Below are 15,807 nucleotides of genomic sequence, written 5' to 3'. Positions count from 1 at the left end.
CAATTAACTTATTGATAATTAATGGATATGAGTAGTTTTTTAGTGTTTATGCTCTATTTTTTGACTTGGTGAGATCTATGTCATGTTTTTGTAAGTAACATTTAATGGATGACTGTTCCGTAAGGCTAAGTGTGATCTGTGTTTTAATTTGTTATTATTTGAAAAATTAGTTTTAAGTCCGCATATGAAGGGTGTTTCCTGCCCAAATTCTCTATGTTTCTCTCAAAACATAGGTGAGTTAAATTTGTTCGTTTTGATGTTTTATTGATGGCTTTATGAATAGTGATTTTTAAGAAGTGAGTGCTCAAAAGATGGAAACACCAGTCGTTGATTTGTGGCTTTGTTCTCTAAGCAATTTGGATGAAGGTACTGATCATGTGTCGTGCCTTAAACAGAAACTGACCGACGATGAAGTCGCTAAGGTTGAGCGTTATCGAATGCCTTCATCTCAGATCCAAGCGCTCTATGTTCGTAACTACTTACGAGAGGTTCTGTCGATCTACTCTGATTTGACGGCTGAAGAGTGGCGATTTGAGTATGGTGAAAAAGGCAAACCAAGCTTGATTGCAGAGCAGCAACACAAAACCGGACTGAATTTCAATATTAGCCACAGTCAAGATCATTTACTGATTGCTGTCTGCCGAACGAAAGGGCAACCACTACAGCTTGGGGTGGATATAGAACATGCAAGAAGCTCGACCAACATCGCGGCGATCATGAAGCATTACTTTTCGGAATTTGAGATTAACGATTTACTCGAGCTGGATGAGGTATCTCAAAGAGAACGTTTTTTTGATTTGTGGGCACTGAAAGAGTCGTACATCAAAGCGACAGGTAAGGGGTTGGCCACATCATTGAAAAGTTTTTCGTTCGATTTTTCCAATCTAACTCAACAAACGCTGCCAGTTCATTCGTCGGGTTTACGACCAGAGTTACATGGAGGAATCATTGTCCATAACGGTGTAGGGTTGGATGCTGCTGAAAATGACAATACTTCAACAGATTGGCAATGCAGTTTAGGAAGGCTGGATAACCAGTTTCGATTTGCCGTGACGCTTGGTGGTGCAACGCTTCCTATGCAATTAGAGATTAAGTGCTTCCCCAAATCGAAGCTACTTGGCTGAGTTTACGTTCGTTACACTAGAACCTTTAGCTTCTAATCTTGAACACGGCTCGCTCTCAGCCATTCGTAATATTGGCTAACTCGTTTCGCCAAGCATCGCTTTTAATACTTCTGCGGGTACAGGCTGAAGTTGTTTGTCTTTATCTAAACAGACCATTTCGATATCACCAATCACAGCGGGTTTGGTTGCATCTTTACGCCACACTTCTTGTCGCCATAGCGTTTTGTATTTGCCATCGAGTTCAAAAGAGGTTCGGATGTCGCAGATCTCAGCGAATTCAACACCATCTTGAAAAGTCATGTTGGCTTTATAGACCGCAAAACCTAGTCCGTGCTCGTTCCACAATTCCGCCAGTTTATCGCTACCCAAGACATGTTCGCGCGCACGCTCAAAGTATTTTAGAAAGTTAGGGTGATAAACCACACCTGAGTGATCGGTATCTTCATAGTAAATTTGTACTGGGTGATGGTAGATCTGACTCATTAGTATCAACTCTTGGTAAGTAGTGGGGCTGTAAATCTGACTAAGTTGTGCAGCACTCTACAGGATAGGTCGAAATTACTTCAAGGTATCATCGGCAATGTGGCTTTTGGTCAGACCTCATTCATTACTATTACATTGGTCAGCTTCCACCCATTTACAAATATTCTATGTGTCATTTCCCACCCATTGATTTTTGCAGCGAGTTGGTGATTGCAGCAGGCAGATATCATGAAGCCTTATGGTTAAAGGGTTGTTAATGATTTGTGTCAATGTGGCGCGCTAATTGCCTTAGTGAAAGCACGCAGTTCCCATTGAAGGGCTGTTTTGTTTACTAAGGAGAATAATAATGTTTAAGCCTCTTACCCTGCTGTCTGTCTCTGCTCTGGCGCTCACAAGTTTTAATGCTGCTGCAAACTGTGATCCAGGTGAAATCGTGATTAAATTCAGTCATGTAACCAATACGGATAAGCACCCGAAAGGCATTGCCGCTTCTTTACTGGAAGAGCGAGTAAACACGGAAATGAATGGCAAAGCTTGTATGCAAGTTTTCCCTAACTCAACACTTTACGATGATAATAAGGTACTGGAAGCCCTGTTAAATGGTGATGTTCAAATGGCGGCGCCATCGTTGTCTAAATTTGAGAAGTTCACTAAGAAATACCGCATTTTTGACCTTCCTTTCCTATTTGAAGACGTAGAAGCCGTTGACCGTTTCCAAAACTCAGAATCTGGCGAAAAACTGAAGAATGCGATGAAGCGTCGTGGCCTTCAAGGTCTAGCGTTTTGGCACAATGGCATGAAACAGATGTCAGCAAACAAACCTCTTATCAATCCTGAAGACGCGGAAGGCTTGAAATTCCGTGTTCAAGCATCAGACGTATTGGTGGCTCAGTTTGAACAACTAGGCGCTAACCCACAGAAGATGTCTTTCAAAGAAGTTTATGGTGGCCTGCAAACTAAGGTTATCGATGGTCAAGAGAACACATGGTCAAACATCTACGGTAAGAAGTTCTTTGAAGTACAAGACGGCGTAACTGAAACCAATCACGGTATCTTGGATTACCTAGTGGTAACGTCAAACGACTTCTGGAAAGACCTACCTGAAGATGTACGTACACAGCTTGGCACTATCGTTCAAGAAGTCTCTGAAACACGTAATGCAGAATCTTCAAAAGTTAACCTAGCGAACAAAAATAACATCATCGAAGCCGGTGGTGAGGTTCGTACACTTACGCCTGAACAGCGTGAAGCATGGGTAGCTGCACTTCAACCAGTATGGAAGAAGTTTGAAAAAGACATCGGTTCAGACCTTATCGATGCAGCGTTAGCTTCAAACCAATAACACCGCTAAGGGAGTGGCGTGCATTTCGCCACTCCTTATTAAAATAACTATAAGCGGAGTCAATTATGGATAATCCTCAAATGGAACAACCAAATTCTAGCGAATCAGCACTGGAAACCTCTCTTTTTTCCAAAGTCGGAAGAGTTACGGATGTGATTGAAGAGTCATTAATCGCATTTTTCCTTGGCGCAATGACGCTACTTACTTTTGCTAATGTGGTATTCAGATACGCATTCAATGGCAATATCTTGTGGGCACTAGAACTGACTGTGTTCATGTTCGCTTGGATGGTGTTAGTGGGCGCATCTTATGGCGTTAAAAAACACTTCCACATTGGCGTTGATGTGATCATTAACCTTGCCCCAGAAAAGCTGCGTAAAGTGTATGCGTTAATCGCCGTGACAAGCTGCCTAGCATTCTCAATCTTACTTCTTATCGGTTCTTGGAATTACTGGTACCCGTTCGCGACTGAGCGCGCTTGGTACGAGACCGATGATATTCCAATGCCCGAGATGCTTCAGTTTCTTGCCGACTGGCTGAATGAAGGCGAGCGATACGAGAAACTGCCACGTTTTATTCCTTATATGGCGCTGCCGATTGGTATGGCAATGCTGACGTTCCGATTCATCCAAATCGCTTATCAAGTGGCGACGGGCAAGCTTGACCGCATGATTGCAGGCCATGAAGCCGAAGAAGAGCTGGATGCATTGAAAGCTGATGTGTTAGCGGGTTCTGATGAAGACGCGACAGCGGTATTGGATTCGACTAAGCAAAACAAGGCGAACGAGTCGGGTACAAAATCTAACGGTAAGGAAGACTAATCATGGCAATGTTATTTCTATTTTTAATGGTAATTGCTTTCATGTTGGTCGGTGTACCAATTGCGATTTCCCTTGGTTTATCAAGCGTCATATTCTTGTTGATGCACTCTGATGCGTCACTAGCTTCGGTTGCACAAACGCTGTTTAATGCATTTGCAGGCCACTACACACTCTTAGCGATCCCTTTCTTTATCTTGGCCTCTAGCTTCATGTCCACTGGCGGTGTGGCGAAACGTATTATCCGTTTTGCTATCGCAATGGTCGGCTGGTTCCGCGGCGGTTTAGCGATGGCGTCGGTTGTGGCATGTATGATGTTCGCAGCGTTATCTGGATCGTCTCCAGCAACGGTAGTAGCAATCGGTAGTATTGTTATCGCTGGTATGATCAAAAACGGTTACACAAAAGAATTCGCGGCAGGGGTTATCTGTAATGCGGGTACTTTGGGTATCTTGATTCCACCGTCAATTGTTATGGTTGTTTACGCTGCGGCGACCGATGTATCGGTAGGTCGTATGTTCCTCGGTGGCGTTATTCCTGGTCTGTTGGCGGGTGTGATGTTGATGATTGCTATCTACATTGCAGCACGTATTAAGAAGATTCCTGCACAGCCGTTTGTGGGCTGGGGTGAGATGTTCGCAGCAGCAAAAGACGCAAGTTGGGGTCTGCTACTGATTGTCATCATTTTGGGTGGTATCTACGGCGGTATCTTTACGCCGACGGAAGCGGCGGCTGTTGCAGCGGTATACGCGTTCTTTATTGCCAACTTTATCTATAAAGATATGGGGCCTTTCGCTGACAAGAAGAATACAAAGCCTGCTTTGGTTAAGGTGTTCCAAACGTTTTTCCATAAAGACACCAAAGACACACTTTACGATGCAGGCAAGCTGACGATCATGCTGCTGTTTATCATTGCCAATGCTCTGATTCTTAAGCATGTACTGACCGAAGAACGCATTCCTCAAATGATCACTGAGTCTATGCTATCTGCGGGCTTGGGTCCGATCACCTTTTTGATTGTAGTAAACGTTTTACTCTTGATTGGTGGGCAGTTCATGGAGCCATCAGGCTTGCTGATCATCGTTGCTCCTTTGGTATTCCCAATTGCAATTGCGCTCGGTATCGACCCAATTCACCTAGGTATCATGATGGTGGTGAACATGGAGATAGGGATGATAACGCCGCCTGTTGGGCTCAATTTGTTTGTGACCGCCGGGGTCGCGAAGATGTCGATGATGAACGTGGTAAAAGCCGCATTGCCGTGGGTTGGGGTGATGTTCTTATTCCTGATTATCGTCACTTACGTACCTTGGGTATCAACATGGTTACCAACCACCTTGATGGGACCAGAGATCATAACCAAGTAGCTATTTGAGTCATTCACTGACATGGAATTTAATCCATAAAAAATGAGGAGGTCGCTAGACCTCCTCATCTATATTTCTGCCACGATTTGAATGAGGCTTTATCTGCTCATACAAAGCGCGTTTTGCCTCTAATTCTGGCGTGTGTAGATCGACATGATTGTCAGCATAAAAAATACCATCTATCTCGAAAGTATCGGTAATCGATGGCACTTTTGTTTTCTCACCCATAGTTATTTCCTTATTACTTTGATTGCATAACATCCTGTTATCAAAATAAGTATAGGTGATCTTGCTCCCAAATCTAATTTAGTTTTCGTTTTGTCTGTATGACTCTTTCACTAGCTGGTGTTTTTGCATCTTATCGTAGAGTGTTTTTCGGGGAAGTTGTAGTCTATCCATCGTCTCTTTGATGCTGCCATTACACTCAATAAGCGCTTGCTTTAACGTGTTTTTCTCAAAATCACAAACCAGTTCTGCTAACGACAAATGTTGGGTCGACTCCGAAGTGCTGTCTGATAAGTGAGATAGCTTGCCTAAAAGTACGAAACGCTCCGCAGTGTTACGCAATTCTCGTACATTTCCCGGCCAATCGTGGGCTAAAAGCTCGTGCAGTTCTTTCTGTGGAATTGCCGGGGCTGTTTTGCCATAACGCGCCGCAGCGACCAGTAGGAAGTGGTGGAAGAGTGCTGGGATATCTTCTTGTCGGCTTCTTAACGGCGGTAAATCTAAGGTCACAACATTGAGTCGATAATAGAGGTCTTGGCGGAAAGTGCCTTCTTCAGCGGCTTTCTTTAGGTCGACTTTAGTTGCCGCAATCACTCGAATGTCTAGAGGGACTAAACCATTAGACCCAACTCTTTCGATGACGCGTTCTTGCAAGACGCGCAACAGGCGAATTTGTGCCTGCATTGGCATGGACTCAATTTCATCTAAGAATAGAGTTCCGCCCTGAGCAAATTCAAATTTACCGACACGTTTGCTTTCTGCGCCAGTGAATGCCCCTTTCTCATGGCCATACAGTTCACTCTCAATCAGATTTTCAGGTACTGCGCCGCAGTTGACTGCGACGAAGTTTTGTTCTCGCCTGCTGCTTTGTTCATGCAGAGAGCGTGCAACTAATTCTTTGCCAGTGCCTGTTTCGCCAAATAGCAATATGTCGGCATTGGTATCGGCAACGTGAGTGATGATAGACCGCAGCTCCGTCATGGATTGCGTGTCACCAATGATCCTTGGACCAAGTGCTTGGCTGGCTTTGAGTGAACGTTTTAACTCAAGGTTCTCTAGTGTGAGCTGACGTTTTTCTATCGCTCGCTTAGTGGTTTCGATTAGGCGTTCATTAGCGAAAGGTTTTTCAATGAAGTCATAGGCGCCGTATTGGATGGCTTGAACGGCCATTGAAATATCGCCGTGACCAGTAATCATGATCACGGGGATCTCTTTGTCTTTGTGCATCACGGTGTTGAGCAGATCATGCCCGGATAGACCTGGTAGACAGATATCAGTGATGATCACGTGAGGTAAGCCGTTTTCTTGAATCGCGAGCAGAGCAGACTCCGCATCGGGAAAGAATTCGGCATCAATGTCGGCGAGCTCGAAGCTCTGTTCAATCGCCATTCTTAGATCGGATTCATCATCAATGAAATAGACGTGACACATAGTGATTCCTTTACTTCTTTGTATTCTGGTTATTGCTGAGTTTTTGTTTGCTGTTCATGTCCAACAAGGGGCAACTCTATGCTGATTCGAGCACCGCCTTGAGGGCTACTACCGGTAACGAGCTTGCCATTTATTCCGTTGATTATTTGTTGAGAAATCGATAGCCCAAGTCCAAGTCCGTTTTTCTTGGTGGTATGGAAGGGTTCAAAAAAGTTTCCGCTAGAAGGGGAGGTGAAGCCGGGGCCGTTATCATCGACATGAATTAGCAAGGTATTGGCTTGCTGATGGTCGGACTCTCTAATCTCTAACAGAATAGCTAATTGTTTGTCATCTTGTTGTTCCACCGCCTGAATCGCGTTGGTCAGCAGGTTAATGATCACCTGTTCCAGTTGAATGGCGTTGGCGAGCACGCAAGCATCAAAGGTCTCAGGGAGTTCGTTGACCTTAACTCGCTCGCTCTTGAGTTGTGGCTTCATCAGCTCTTTCGATGAATGTAAAACTGGGAGTATTTGTAAGGTGTGTAGCTCTTCCGCAGTAGATTTTTTGGCGAACGAGCGAAGCTGGTGGCTGATTTTCGCCATACGATCAGTGAGTGCCGAGATTCGCGATAGATTGTCATCGACACGATCGGTTTTTTCTTTGGCAAGAAACAATCGGCCGTTGTCGGCATAACTGCGAATCGCGGCAAGCGGGTTATTCAGTTCGTGACTGATGCTCGCTGACATCTGCCCTAGCACTGCTAGTTTGGCGGCTTGGATGAGCTCGTCTTGGGTTTGCCTCAGAACATGCTCGGTTTCGATACGGTGTTTGATCTCAACATGTAACTCCGATGTACGTTCAAGCACTTGAAATTCGAGTTTTTGCTTGGCTTCGGATTGCAGCCTGTCTATCTGTGCTCGTCTTTGTTGTCTATGGTGGTTGAGCTGCATTGTTAGATAAATAATCGCAAAGATTAGGCTCAAAACCACAAGGTAAGCAACCAAGTCCCACCAAACTAAGTGGGTTGGAGAAAATACCCGTATGGTGAGTCTTGGTTCGGCTAGGAAACGCGAAGAACTAAAGAACTGCTCTTGGACGAGTTTGTGTGGCGACTCAATACGACTGGTGGCACTGTCTAAATCGCCGGAGAAGTGCAGGCTTTCTATTTTTGTATCGAGATACTGCCTGCTTTCTTGAATTCGAGTGTGTTGTACTTCGCTTAGCGGCTGAAGGCTTTTGAACAGCCACTCAGGGTTACTCGACATAAATACAATTTGATCTTTATCGTCAGCAACAAAAAAACTCTGTTTGCCTTTCCAACTTGCTTCAATCAGCGATAAATCCATCTTTACGACAATGACGCCAATAATCTCGGCGGCATAGGAGACGGGGTAAGAATAATAATAGCCTCGCTTTCCAGAGGTTGAACCTAGCGCAAAATATTGATTTTCATTGCCAATAATCGCTTCTTGAAAGTAGGGGCGGAAAGCAAAGTTACGACGAATAAAAGAACGCGGTTGATTCCAGTTACTGGCTGCAATGGTGGTGCCGATACTGTCTAGTAGGTAGGTGTCGGATGCTTGAATCACCGAGTTTACGTGCTCTAGATAACGATTAGTGAGTTCGATTTGCGCAGAGTTACTTGGAGAGTGCAGGGCATCGACCAGCTCTTTGTCTTTTGAAAGCAGCTCGGGAATGTGCGCGAACTTATCCAATTGGCTTGAAATATGAACAGAAAAGCGGTCCAGCTTAGATTGATGATCATTTAACAAACTTTCATGGCTCGTGCTCCACACCCAATGACCGCCAAACACCATCAGTAAACTGTATGTGACCATTAACAGTATTGGGATTTTAAAAGCTTGAAACATGAAGGCTCTCCGCTGATTTCTTTGGTAAACAATCAAGCCTGTCTTCTCTCGTTTATGGTAGCAAATAGCGGTAGTTTTTGCTGAAAGCAGAGAGTGAACAGATGGATGTAGGTTAAGGGTTTGTAACGGGGATTGTTGAAAAAGTTATCGACTCTGAGGGGTAAAACAAGAGCAAGATCTCTTTTTAAGGTTTTTAGCAAAAAAAGCCCTCGATTCCCTTGAAAAAGTCGCTATTGTCCCCATTTCTGTTGTGCTAAGTGATGATTTGATCGTTTTTGTATCACTTAGTTGGACGAATTTAGAGCATTCATCATCATGCAGAGGTGAACGGCTCGACAGAGATTAAACAGATCGCTAGAATGTCGCGTCTAAAATTTCTGTCCTGAGGCTAATCGGAGATACCTTTCTTGTTTCTGAAAACAAGCTTTATTGCGTTTTAATCGACGTGTGAAGAACGAAGATATCGCTGATTAGTCTGGTGTTTGGTTGAATAATCAATTCAGACATCAATGCTCGATTTTAAATTAGGTGTTCGGATAGAGCACTACACAAGGATGCAGCCAACAACGTCTGCTTTTGAATTAAAGCTAAGTTACGGCTCATATGCTCAGATTACTGAGCCAGTTTTGAGGTTTATATAATGCAAGTTACTGTTGAAACGCTAGAAGGCCTAGAGCGCCGTCTTAATATTACTGTTCCTGCTGCTAACATCGAAGATGCAGTTACAGCTGAACTACGCAACATCGCGAAAAACCGTCGTTTCGATGGTTTCCGTAAAGGCAAAGTGCCAATGAAGATGGTTGCTAAAATGTACGGCAAAGCAGTACGTCAAGACGTGATGGGCGAAGTAATGCAACGTCACTTCATCGAAGCGATCGTTAAAGAGAAAATCAACCCAGCTGGCGCACCTACTTTCGCACCAGTTGAAAACAACGAAGGCGCTGACCTAGTATTCAACGCAACTTTTGAAGTTTACCCAGAAGTTGAGCTGAAAGGTCTAGAAAACATCACTGTTGAGAAACCAGCAGTAGAAGTTAAAGAAGCTGACGTTGAAGAGATGATCGAAACTCTACGTAAGCAACAAGCAACTTGGACTGAAGTTGAAGCTGCTGCTGACGCTGGTTCTCGTGCAACTATCGACTTCGTTGGTTCTATCGACGGTGAAGAGTTTGAAGGCGGCAAAGCTGAGAACTTCCCACTAGAGATGGGCGCTGGTCGCATGATCCCTGGCTTCGAAGACGGTATCGTTGGTAAAACAGCAGGTATGGAATTCGAAATCGACGTAAACTTCCCAGAAGATTACCACGCTGAAAACCTAAAAGGTAAAGCAGCTAAGTTCTCTATCAAGCTGAACAAAGTTGAAGCTCGTGAACTTCCAGAACTAAACGAAGAATTCGTTGCTAAGTTCGGCGCAACTGACGGCGTTGAAGGTCTTAAAGCTGAAGTTCGTAAGAACATGGAGCGTGAGCTTAAGCAAGCTGTTAAGAACCGCATCAAAGAGCAAGCTATCGACGGTCTAGTTAACGAAAACAACATCGACGTACCTTCTGCTCTAATCGATCAAGAGATCGGTGTTCTACGTCAACAAGCTGCTCAACGTTTCGGTGGCAACACTGAAGCTGCTGACCAACTTCCACGTGAGCTGTTCGAAGAGCAAGCTAAACGTCGCGTAGTTGTAGGTCTTCTTCTTGGTGAAGTAATCAAGACTGAAGAGCTAAAAGCTGACGACGAGAAAGTTAAAGCTATCATCGAAGAGATGGCTACAGCATACGAAGATCCAACAGAAGTTATTGCTTACTACGAGCAAAACGAGCAAATGATGAACAACATGCGCAATGTTGCTCTAGAAGAGCAAGCTATTGATGCAATCATCGCTAAAGCTCAAGTTTCTGATAAAGAAGTTAGCTTCAACGAGCTAATGAATCAGCAACCTGCTTAATATAGTAATATCTGACGTAGAAGGTTGACGTACGGTCAACAATTCTGCTAACAATGGTCCGTATGATTTAATCATTCGGGCCATTTATTTTAGGGACATAAGAATATGAGCTACCAAGAAAAAAATACAATGCCATCGATTATGGACGCACTAGTTCCTATGGTGGTTGAACAGACTTCCCGTGGTGAACGTTCTTACGATATTTATTCTCGTCTATTAAAAGAACGTATCATTTTCTTAACAGGTCAAGTGGAAGACCACATGGCAAATCTTGTCGTGGCTCAACTGCTTTTCTTGGAATCAGAAAACCCAGACAAAGATATCTATCTTTACATCAACTCACCTGGCGGTAGCGTAACAGCAGGCATGTCTATCTACGACACAATGCAGTTCATCAAGCCAAACGTGAGCACAGTATGTATGGGTCAAGCTTGCTCTATGGGTGCATTCTTACTAGCGGGTGGTACTCCTGGTAAGCGTCACGTGCTTCCAAACTCACGTGTAATGATTCACCAGCCACTTGGCGGCTTCCAAGGCCAAGCGTCTGATATTCAAATTCACGCGCAAGAGATCCTAACGATCAAACAAAAGCTAAACAAACTATTGGCAGAGCACACTGGTCAGCCTCTAGAAGTTGTTGAGCGCGATACAGATCGTGATAACTTCATGTCTGCTGATCAAGCAGTAGAATACGGCTTGGTGGATTCAGTTCTTAATCACCGCGGTCAATAATTGCAGGGCAATTGTTTAACGCAAAGTGATTCAAATTGATATACACTCAAGCATAGAGAGTTAAGGCTAAGAGGTTAGCGAATGACAGATAAAAGCAAAGAGGGTGGTAGCGGTAAACTGCTTTACTGCTCTTTCTGTGGCAAAAGCCAACACGAAGTTCGCAAGTTAATCGCAGGTCCTTCTGTTTACATTTGTGATGAATGTGTCGATCTTTGTAACGACATTATTCGTGAAGAAATTAAAGATGTTCTTCCTAAGAAAGAATCGGAATCGCTGCCAACGCCGCGTGAGATTCGTGAGCATCTTGACGACTATGTAATCGGTCAAGAATACGCGAAGAAAGTGCTAGCAGTTGCAGTTTATAACCACTACAAGCGTTTACGTAATGGTGATACGACAGCTGAAGGCGTAGAGCTAGGTAAGAGTAACATTCTTCTTATCGGTCCTACTGGTAGTGGTAAAACACTACTGGCTGAAACATTGGCTCGTTTCCTAGACGTTCCTTTCACAATGGCAGACGCAACAACACTAACCGAAGCGGGTTACGTGGGCGAAGATGTTGAAAACATCATCCAGAAGTTGCTTCAGAAATGTGATTACGACGTAGCGAAAGCGGAACGCGGCATTGTTTACATCGATGAAATCGACAAGATTTCTCGTAAAGCTGAAAACCCATCAATCACGCGTGACGTGTCTGGTGAAGGTGTACAGCAAGCTCTACTAAAACTTGTTGAAGGTACAGTAGCTTCAGTTCCACCTCAAGGTGGTCGTAAGCATCCACAGCAAGAGTTCTTGCAAGTGGACACGTCTAAGATCTTATTTATCTGTGGTGGTGCGTTTGCAGGCCTAGATAAAGTGATTGAACAGCGTGTAGAAACAGGTTCAGGTATCGGCTTTGGCGCAGAAGTGCGTTCAAAAGATGAAACCAAAACTATCGGTGAATTGTTCACTCAAGTAGAACCTGAAGATCTAGTGAAATATGGTCTGATTCCAGAATTCATTGGTCGTCTACCTGTGACAACAACACTGACAGAGCTTGATGAAGAAGCGCTAATCCAAATCCTATGTGAGCCAAAGAATGCACTTACAAAACAGTACGCAGCATTATTTGAGCTTGAGGATACAGAGTTAGAATTCCGTGAAGATGCTTTACGTGCCATTGCTAAGAAAGCAATGAACCGTAAAACAGGTGCTCGTGGTCTACGTTCTATCTTGGAGGGTGTTCTACTAGAAACTATGTACGAACTGCCATCTTCAACTGATGTAAGCAAGGTTGTGATTGATGAGTCGGTAATTAATGGTGAGTCAGAACCACTATTAATTTACAGCAACTCAGATAACCAAGCAGCTGTTGCAGAGTAGGTCTTTTTTAGACAAGTCACTCAAATTGAAAAAGGAGGTAAGCAATTACCTCCTTTTTTTTATTCTTCCATTGAATCCAGTCGTTTAAGCCCCATATACTGCTTTATAAGTTAAAGCGGAAGAGAGAAATATATGAACTTGGAACGTTCCGAGCGTATCGAAATCCCCGTGCTACCTCTACGTGATGTAGTGGTTTACCCACACATGGTTATTCCATTGTTTGTTGGTCGTGAAAAATCGATTACTTGCCTTGAATCGGCAATGGAAGCTAACAAACAAGTACTACTTGTAGCGCAGAAAGAAGCGGACACTGATGAGCCTTCAATTGACGACCTATTTAAAGTAGGAACTGTCGCTACCATTCTTCAGTTACTAAAGCTCCCTGATGGTACTGTTAAAGTGCTTGTCGAAGGTCAGCAGCGTGCAAAAATTCACCAATTCAAAGAAAGTGAGTTTTTCTTAGCGGACGCAGAATACGTTGTAACCTCAGAACTTGACGAAAAAGAACAAGAAGTGGTTGTTCGCAGCGCGATCAATCAATTCGAAGGCTTTATTAAGCTGAACAAAAAGATTCCACCAGAAGTTCTAACATCTCTGAACGGTATTGATGAGGCAGCTCGCCTTGCTGATACGATTGCTGCACACATGCCACTTAAACTGGTAGACAAGCAGCACGTTCTAGAAAGCTTAGATGTGACTGAACGTCTGGAATTTTTGATGGGCCAAATGGAGTCAGAAATTGACATCTTGCAAGTTGAAAAACGCATTCGTGGCCGCGTTAAGAAGCAAATGGAAAAATCTCAGCGTGAGTACTACCTGAATGAGCAAATGAAAGCGATTCAGAAAGAACTTGGCGAGATGGACGACGCTCCTGATGAATTCGAGACTCTGAAGAAGAAGATCGAAGACTCTAAGATGCCTCAAGAAGCTCGTGAAAAAACCGAGCAAGAACTGCAAAAACTGAAAATGATGTCGCCAATGTCTGCTGAAGCAACAGTAGTACGTAGCTACATTGATTGGATGGTGGGCGTTCCTTGGGCTAAGCGTTCAAAAGTGAAAAAGAATCTAGCGAAAGCGGAAGAGATCTTAAACGAAGACCACTACGGCTTAGAGCGTGTTAAAGAACGTATTCTTGAATACTTGGCAGTACAAAACCGTATCAACAAGCTAAAAGGCCCAATCCTTTGTCTTGTTGGTCCTCCTGGTGTAGGTAAAACCTCGCTAGGTCGTTCGATTGCTGCGGCAACGGGTCGTAAGTACACGCGTATGGCACTTGGTGGCGTTCGTGATGAAGCTGAGATTCGTGGTCACCGTCGTACGTACATCGGTTCACTTCCGGGTAAACTGATCCAGAAGATGTCTAAAGTTGGTGTTAAGAACCCACTGTTCCTATTAGATGAGATCGATAAGATGTCTTCTGATATGCGTGGCGACCCATCTTCAGCACTTCTAGAAGTTCTAGATCCAGAACAAAACAACGCATTTAACGATCACTACCTAGAAGTAGATTACGATCTGTCAGATGTTATGTTCGTGGCAACATCGAACTCGATGGACATTCCTGGGCCTCTACTGGACCGCATGGAAGTGATTCGTCTATCTGGTTACACAGAAGATGAGAAGCTGAACATTGCTAAGAGCCATTTACTGGACAAGCAAGTTCAACGCAACGGTCTTAAGCCTCATGAAATTGAGATTGAAGACTCTGCAATCATCGGCATCATTCGTTACTACACGCGTGAAGCGGGTGTACGTAGCCTAGAGCGTGAAATCTCAAAGATCTGTCGTAAAGCAGTGAAGAACATCTTGCTAGACAGCGATCTTAAGTCTGTAACGGTTAACATTGATAACCTGAAAGAGTACTTAGGTGTTCAACGCCACGACTTCGGTAAAGCGGATGAAAGCAACCGTATCGGTCAAGTAACAGGCCTAGCGTGGACTCAAGTGGGTGGTGATCTACTGACTATCGAGACCGAAGCAATGCCGGGCAAAGGTAAGCTAACGCAAACTGGCTCACTTGGCGACGTGATGAAAGAGTCGATTCAAGCGGCAATGACAGTGGTTCGTTCTCGTGCTGAAAAACTGGGTATCAACTCAGATTTCTACGAAAAACGTGACATTCACGTTCACGTACCAGAAGGTGCTACACCGAAAGATGGCCCGAGTGCGGGTATCGCAATGTGTACTGCACTTGTCTCTAGCTTGACGGGTAACCCGGTTAAAGCAGAGGTCGGTATGACAGGTGAAATTACCCTTCGTGGTGAAGTTTTACCTATCGGTGGCTTGAAAGAAAAACTGCTTGCTGCACACCGTGGCGGCATCAAAACTGTACTGATCCCTAAAGACAATGAGCGTGATTTGGAAGAGATTCCAGACAACGTAATCGCTGACTTGAAGGTGATCCCGGTTCAGTGGATTGATGAAGTACTCAAAGTCGCGCTAGAACGAGATCCGTCAGGGGTCGAGTTTGACGTGAAAAAATAGTGATGCATAGCAAAAATAAGTAAAGAATTACGCTGATAGGCCCGAAAAGGCTTGTCAGCGTTTTTTTTGGACGCTAAGTTATTGATCAAAGCGGCAGCCCTTTTGCAATAAGGCTTTCGGCTAAATTAAAACCAAAATGGAACGTACAGTCATCAGAAGTAGTCACAGATGACACATAGGGGAAAAACAGTGAATAAAACACAACTAGTAGAATCAATCGCAGAAAACGCAGACATCTCTAAAGCTTCAGCTGGCCGCGCTCTAGACGCATTCATCGAAGCAGTTGGCACAACGCTACAATCTGGTGACCAAGTTGCACTTGTTGGCTTTGGTACTTTCAGTGTTCGTACTCGTGCTGCTCGTACAGGTCGTAACCCAAAAACTGGTGAAGAGATCCAAATCGCAGAAGCTAAAGTACCTGGCTTCAAAGCGGGTAAAGCACTTAAAGACGCATGTAACTAATTTTCACTGCTGAAACCTCCATTTAAGAGGGGAAGGCAGTAAAATGCGTTTACTGTTTGAAAAATGATGTTTCATTCTTAAACAGTATGTGTACAAAGCACATTGAACTTATTTAAATTATGCGCATCCTACTGATGCGCATTTCTTTTTCTGATAATATCGCGTGAATAGATTTTTATTTTGAAGCC

Annotated in this window: 13 protein-coding genes and 1 pseudogene; 10 read left to right on the top strand and 4 right to left on the bottom strand. The window is 44.0% G+C overall.

Annotation, left to right across the window (positions count from 1 at the left end):
* Nucleotides 1-311 precede the first annotated feature (311 nt).
* Entirely contained in the window at nt 312-1,124 is an 813-nt protein-coding gene (locus tag AB4161_RS00755) for a 4'-phosphopantetheinyl transferase superfamily protein (protein ID WP_017060627.1), read from the top strand.
* A 75-nt stretch (nt 1,125-1,199) separates the two neighbouring features.
* Here AB4161_RS00755 and AB4161_RS00750 read toward each other — a convergent pair whose 3' ends face one another.
* Complete coding sequence (locus tag AB4161_RS00750; RefSeq protein ID WP_004736070.1) at nt 1,200-1,607, bottom strand: thioesterase family protein; 408 nt, start codon at nt 1,605-1,607, stop codon at nt 1,200-1,202.
* 346 nt (nt 1,608-1,953) lie between these two features.
* On the opposite strand from AB4161_RS00750, the gene AB4161_RS00745 reads away from it, so the two are divergent.
* The 3 genes from AB4161_RS00745 to AB4161_RS00735 all read left to right on the top strand — a co-directional run bounded on the left by AB4161_RS00745 (nt 1,954) and on the right by AB4161_RS00735 (nt 5,134).
* Complete coding sequence (locus AB4161_RS00745) at nt 1,954-2,949, top strand: TRAP transporter substrate-binding protein (RefSeq protein ID WP_004736072.1); 996 nt, start codon at nt 1,954-1,956, stop codon at nt 2,947-2,949.
* Nucleotides 2,950-3,014: 65 nt separating this feature from the next.
* Nucleotides 3,015-3,770: a TRAP transporter small permease gene (locus AB4161_RS00740; protein ID WP_054548189.1), complete on the top strand. Its 756-nt coding sequence runs from the start codon at nt 3,015-3,017 to the stop codon at nt 3,768-3,770.
* Nucleotides 3,771-3,772: 2 nt separating this feature from the next.
* Nucleotides 3,773-5,134, top strand: coding sequence for a TRAP transporter large permease (locus AB4161_RS00735; RefSeq protein WP_004736074.1), 1,362 nt, complete (start codon nt 3,773-3,775; stop codon nt 5,132-5,134).
* Between the two features lie 54 nt (nt 5,135-5,188).
* On the opposite strand, the gene AB4161_RS00730 is transcribed toward AB4161_RS00735, so the two are convergent.
* The 3 genes from AB4161_RS00730 to AB4161_RS00720 all read right to left on the bottom strand — a co-directional run bounded on the left by AB4161_RS00730 (nt 5,189) and on the right by AB4161_RS00720 (nt 8,640).
* A complete protein-coding gene (locus AB4161_RS00730; RefSeq protein ID WP_017060624.1) occupies nt 5,189-5,362 on the bottom strand; it encodes a hypothetical protein in 174 nt (57 codons plus the stop codon).
* 78 nt (nt 5,363-5,440) lie between these two features.
* Nucleotides 5,441-6,790 (bottom strand): sigma-54 dependent transcriptional regulator, encoded by a 1,350-nt coding sequence (locus AB4161_RS00725; RefSeq protein ID WP_102320185.1) that lies wholly within the window; start codon nt 6,788-6,790, stop codon nt 5,441-5,443.
* A gap of 29 nt (nt 6,791-6,819) precedes the next feature.
* A complete protein-coding gene (locus AB4161_RS00720) occupies nt 6,820-8,640 on the bottom strand; it encodes an ATP-binding protein (protein ID WP_017060622.1) in 1,821 nt (606 codons plus the stop codon).
* 163 nt (nt 8,641-8,803) lie between these two features.
* Between AB4161_RS00720 and AB4161_RS00715 the strand changes: the two are divergent.
* From AB4161_RS00715 to AB4161_RS00690, 6 genes and pseudogenes are all read left to right on the top strand, one after another.
* Nucleotides 8,804-8,986: pseudogene (locus AB4161_RS00715) on the top strand (hypothetical protein); the annotation flags it as partial.
* Between the two features lie 294 nt (nt 8,987-9,280).
* Nucleotides 9,281-10,579 carry a trigger factor gene (tig, locus tag AB4161_RS00710; RefSeq protein WP_017065881.1) on the top strand — a complete coding sequence of 433 codons (1,299 nt, stop codon included), beginning with the start codon at nt 9,281-9,283 and terminating at the stop codon, nt 10,577-10,579.
* Between the two features lie 105 nt (nt 10,580-10,684).
* The gene (gene clpP / locus AB4161_RS00705; RefSeq protein ID WP_004736080.1) at nt 10,685-11,311 is read left to right on the top strand and encodes an ATP-dependent Clp endopeptidase proteolytic subunit ClpP; all 627 of its coding nucleotides are present in this window, start codon (nt 10,685-10,687) and stop codon (nt 11,309-11,311) included.
* Between the two features lie 81 nt (nt 11,312-11,392).
* Complete coding sequence (clpX, locus tag AB4161_RS00700; RefSeq protein ID WP_009847283.1) at nt 11,393-12,673, top strand: ATP-dependent protease ATP-binding subunit ClpX; 1,281 nt, start codon at nt 11,393-11,395, stop codon at nt 12,671-12,673.
* A 132-nt stretch (nt 12,674-12,805) separates the two neighbouring features.
* On the top strand, nt 12,806-15,157 hold the full coding sequence (gene lon, locus AB4161_RS00695; RefSeq protein ID WP_372082543.1) for an endopeptidase La: 2,352 nt from the start codon (nt 12,806-12,808) through the stop codon (nt 15,155-15,157).
* Between the two features lie 168 nt (nt 15,158-15,325).
* Nucleotides 15,326-15,619: an HU family DNA-binding protein gene (locus tag AB4161_RS00690; RefSeq protein WP_012604504.1), complete on the top strand. Its 294-nt coding sequence runs from the start codon at nt 15,326-15,328 to the stop codon at nt 15,617-15,619.
* Nucleotides 15,620-15,807 lie beyond the last annotated feature (188 nt).

This window comes from Vibrio sp. 10N.286.51.E5, from assembly GCF_041469125.1.
Lineage (GTDB): Bacteria > Pseudomonadota > Gammaproteobacteria > Enterobacterales > Vibrionaceae > Vibrio > Vibrio crassostreae_C.
The sequence above is the reverse complement of the archived record's forward strand: the minus strand, read 5'-3'. Positions and strand labels throughout refer to the sequence as shown.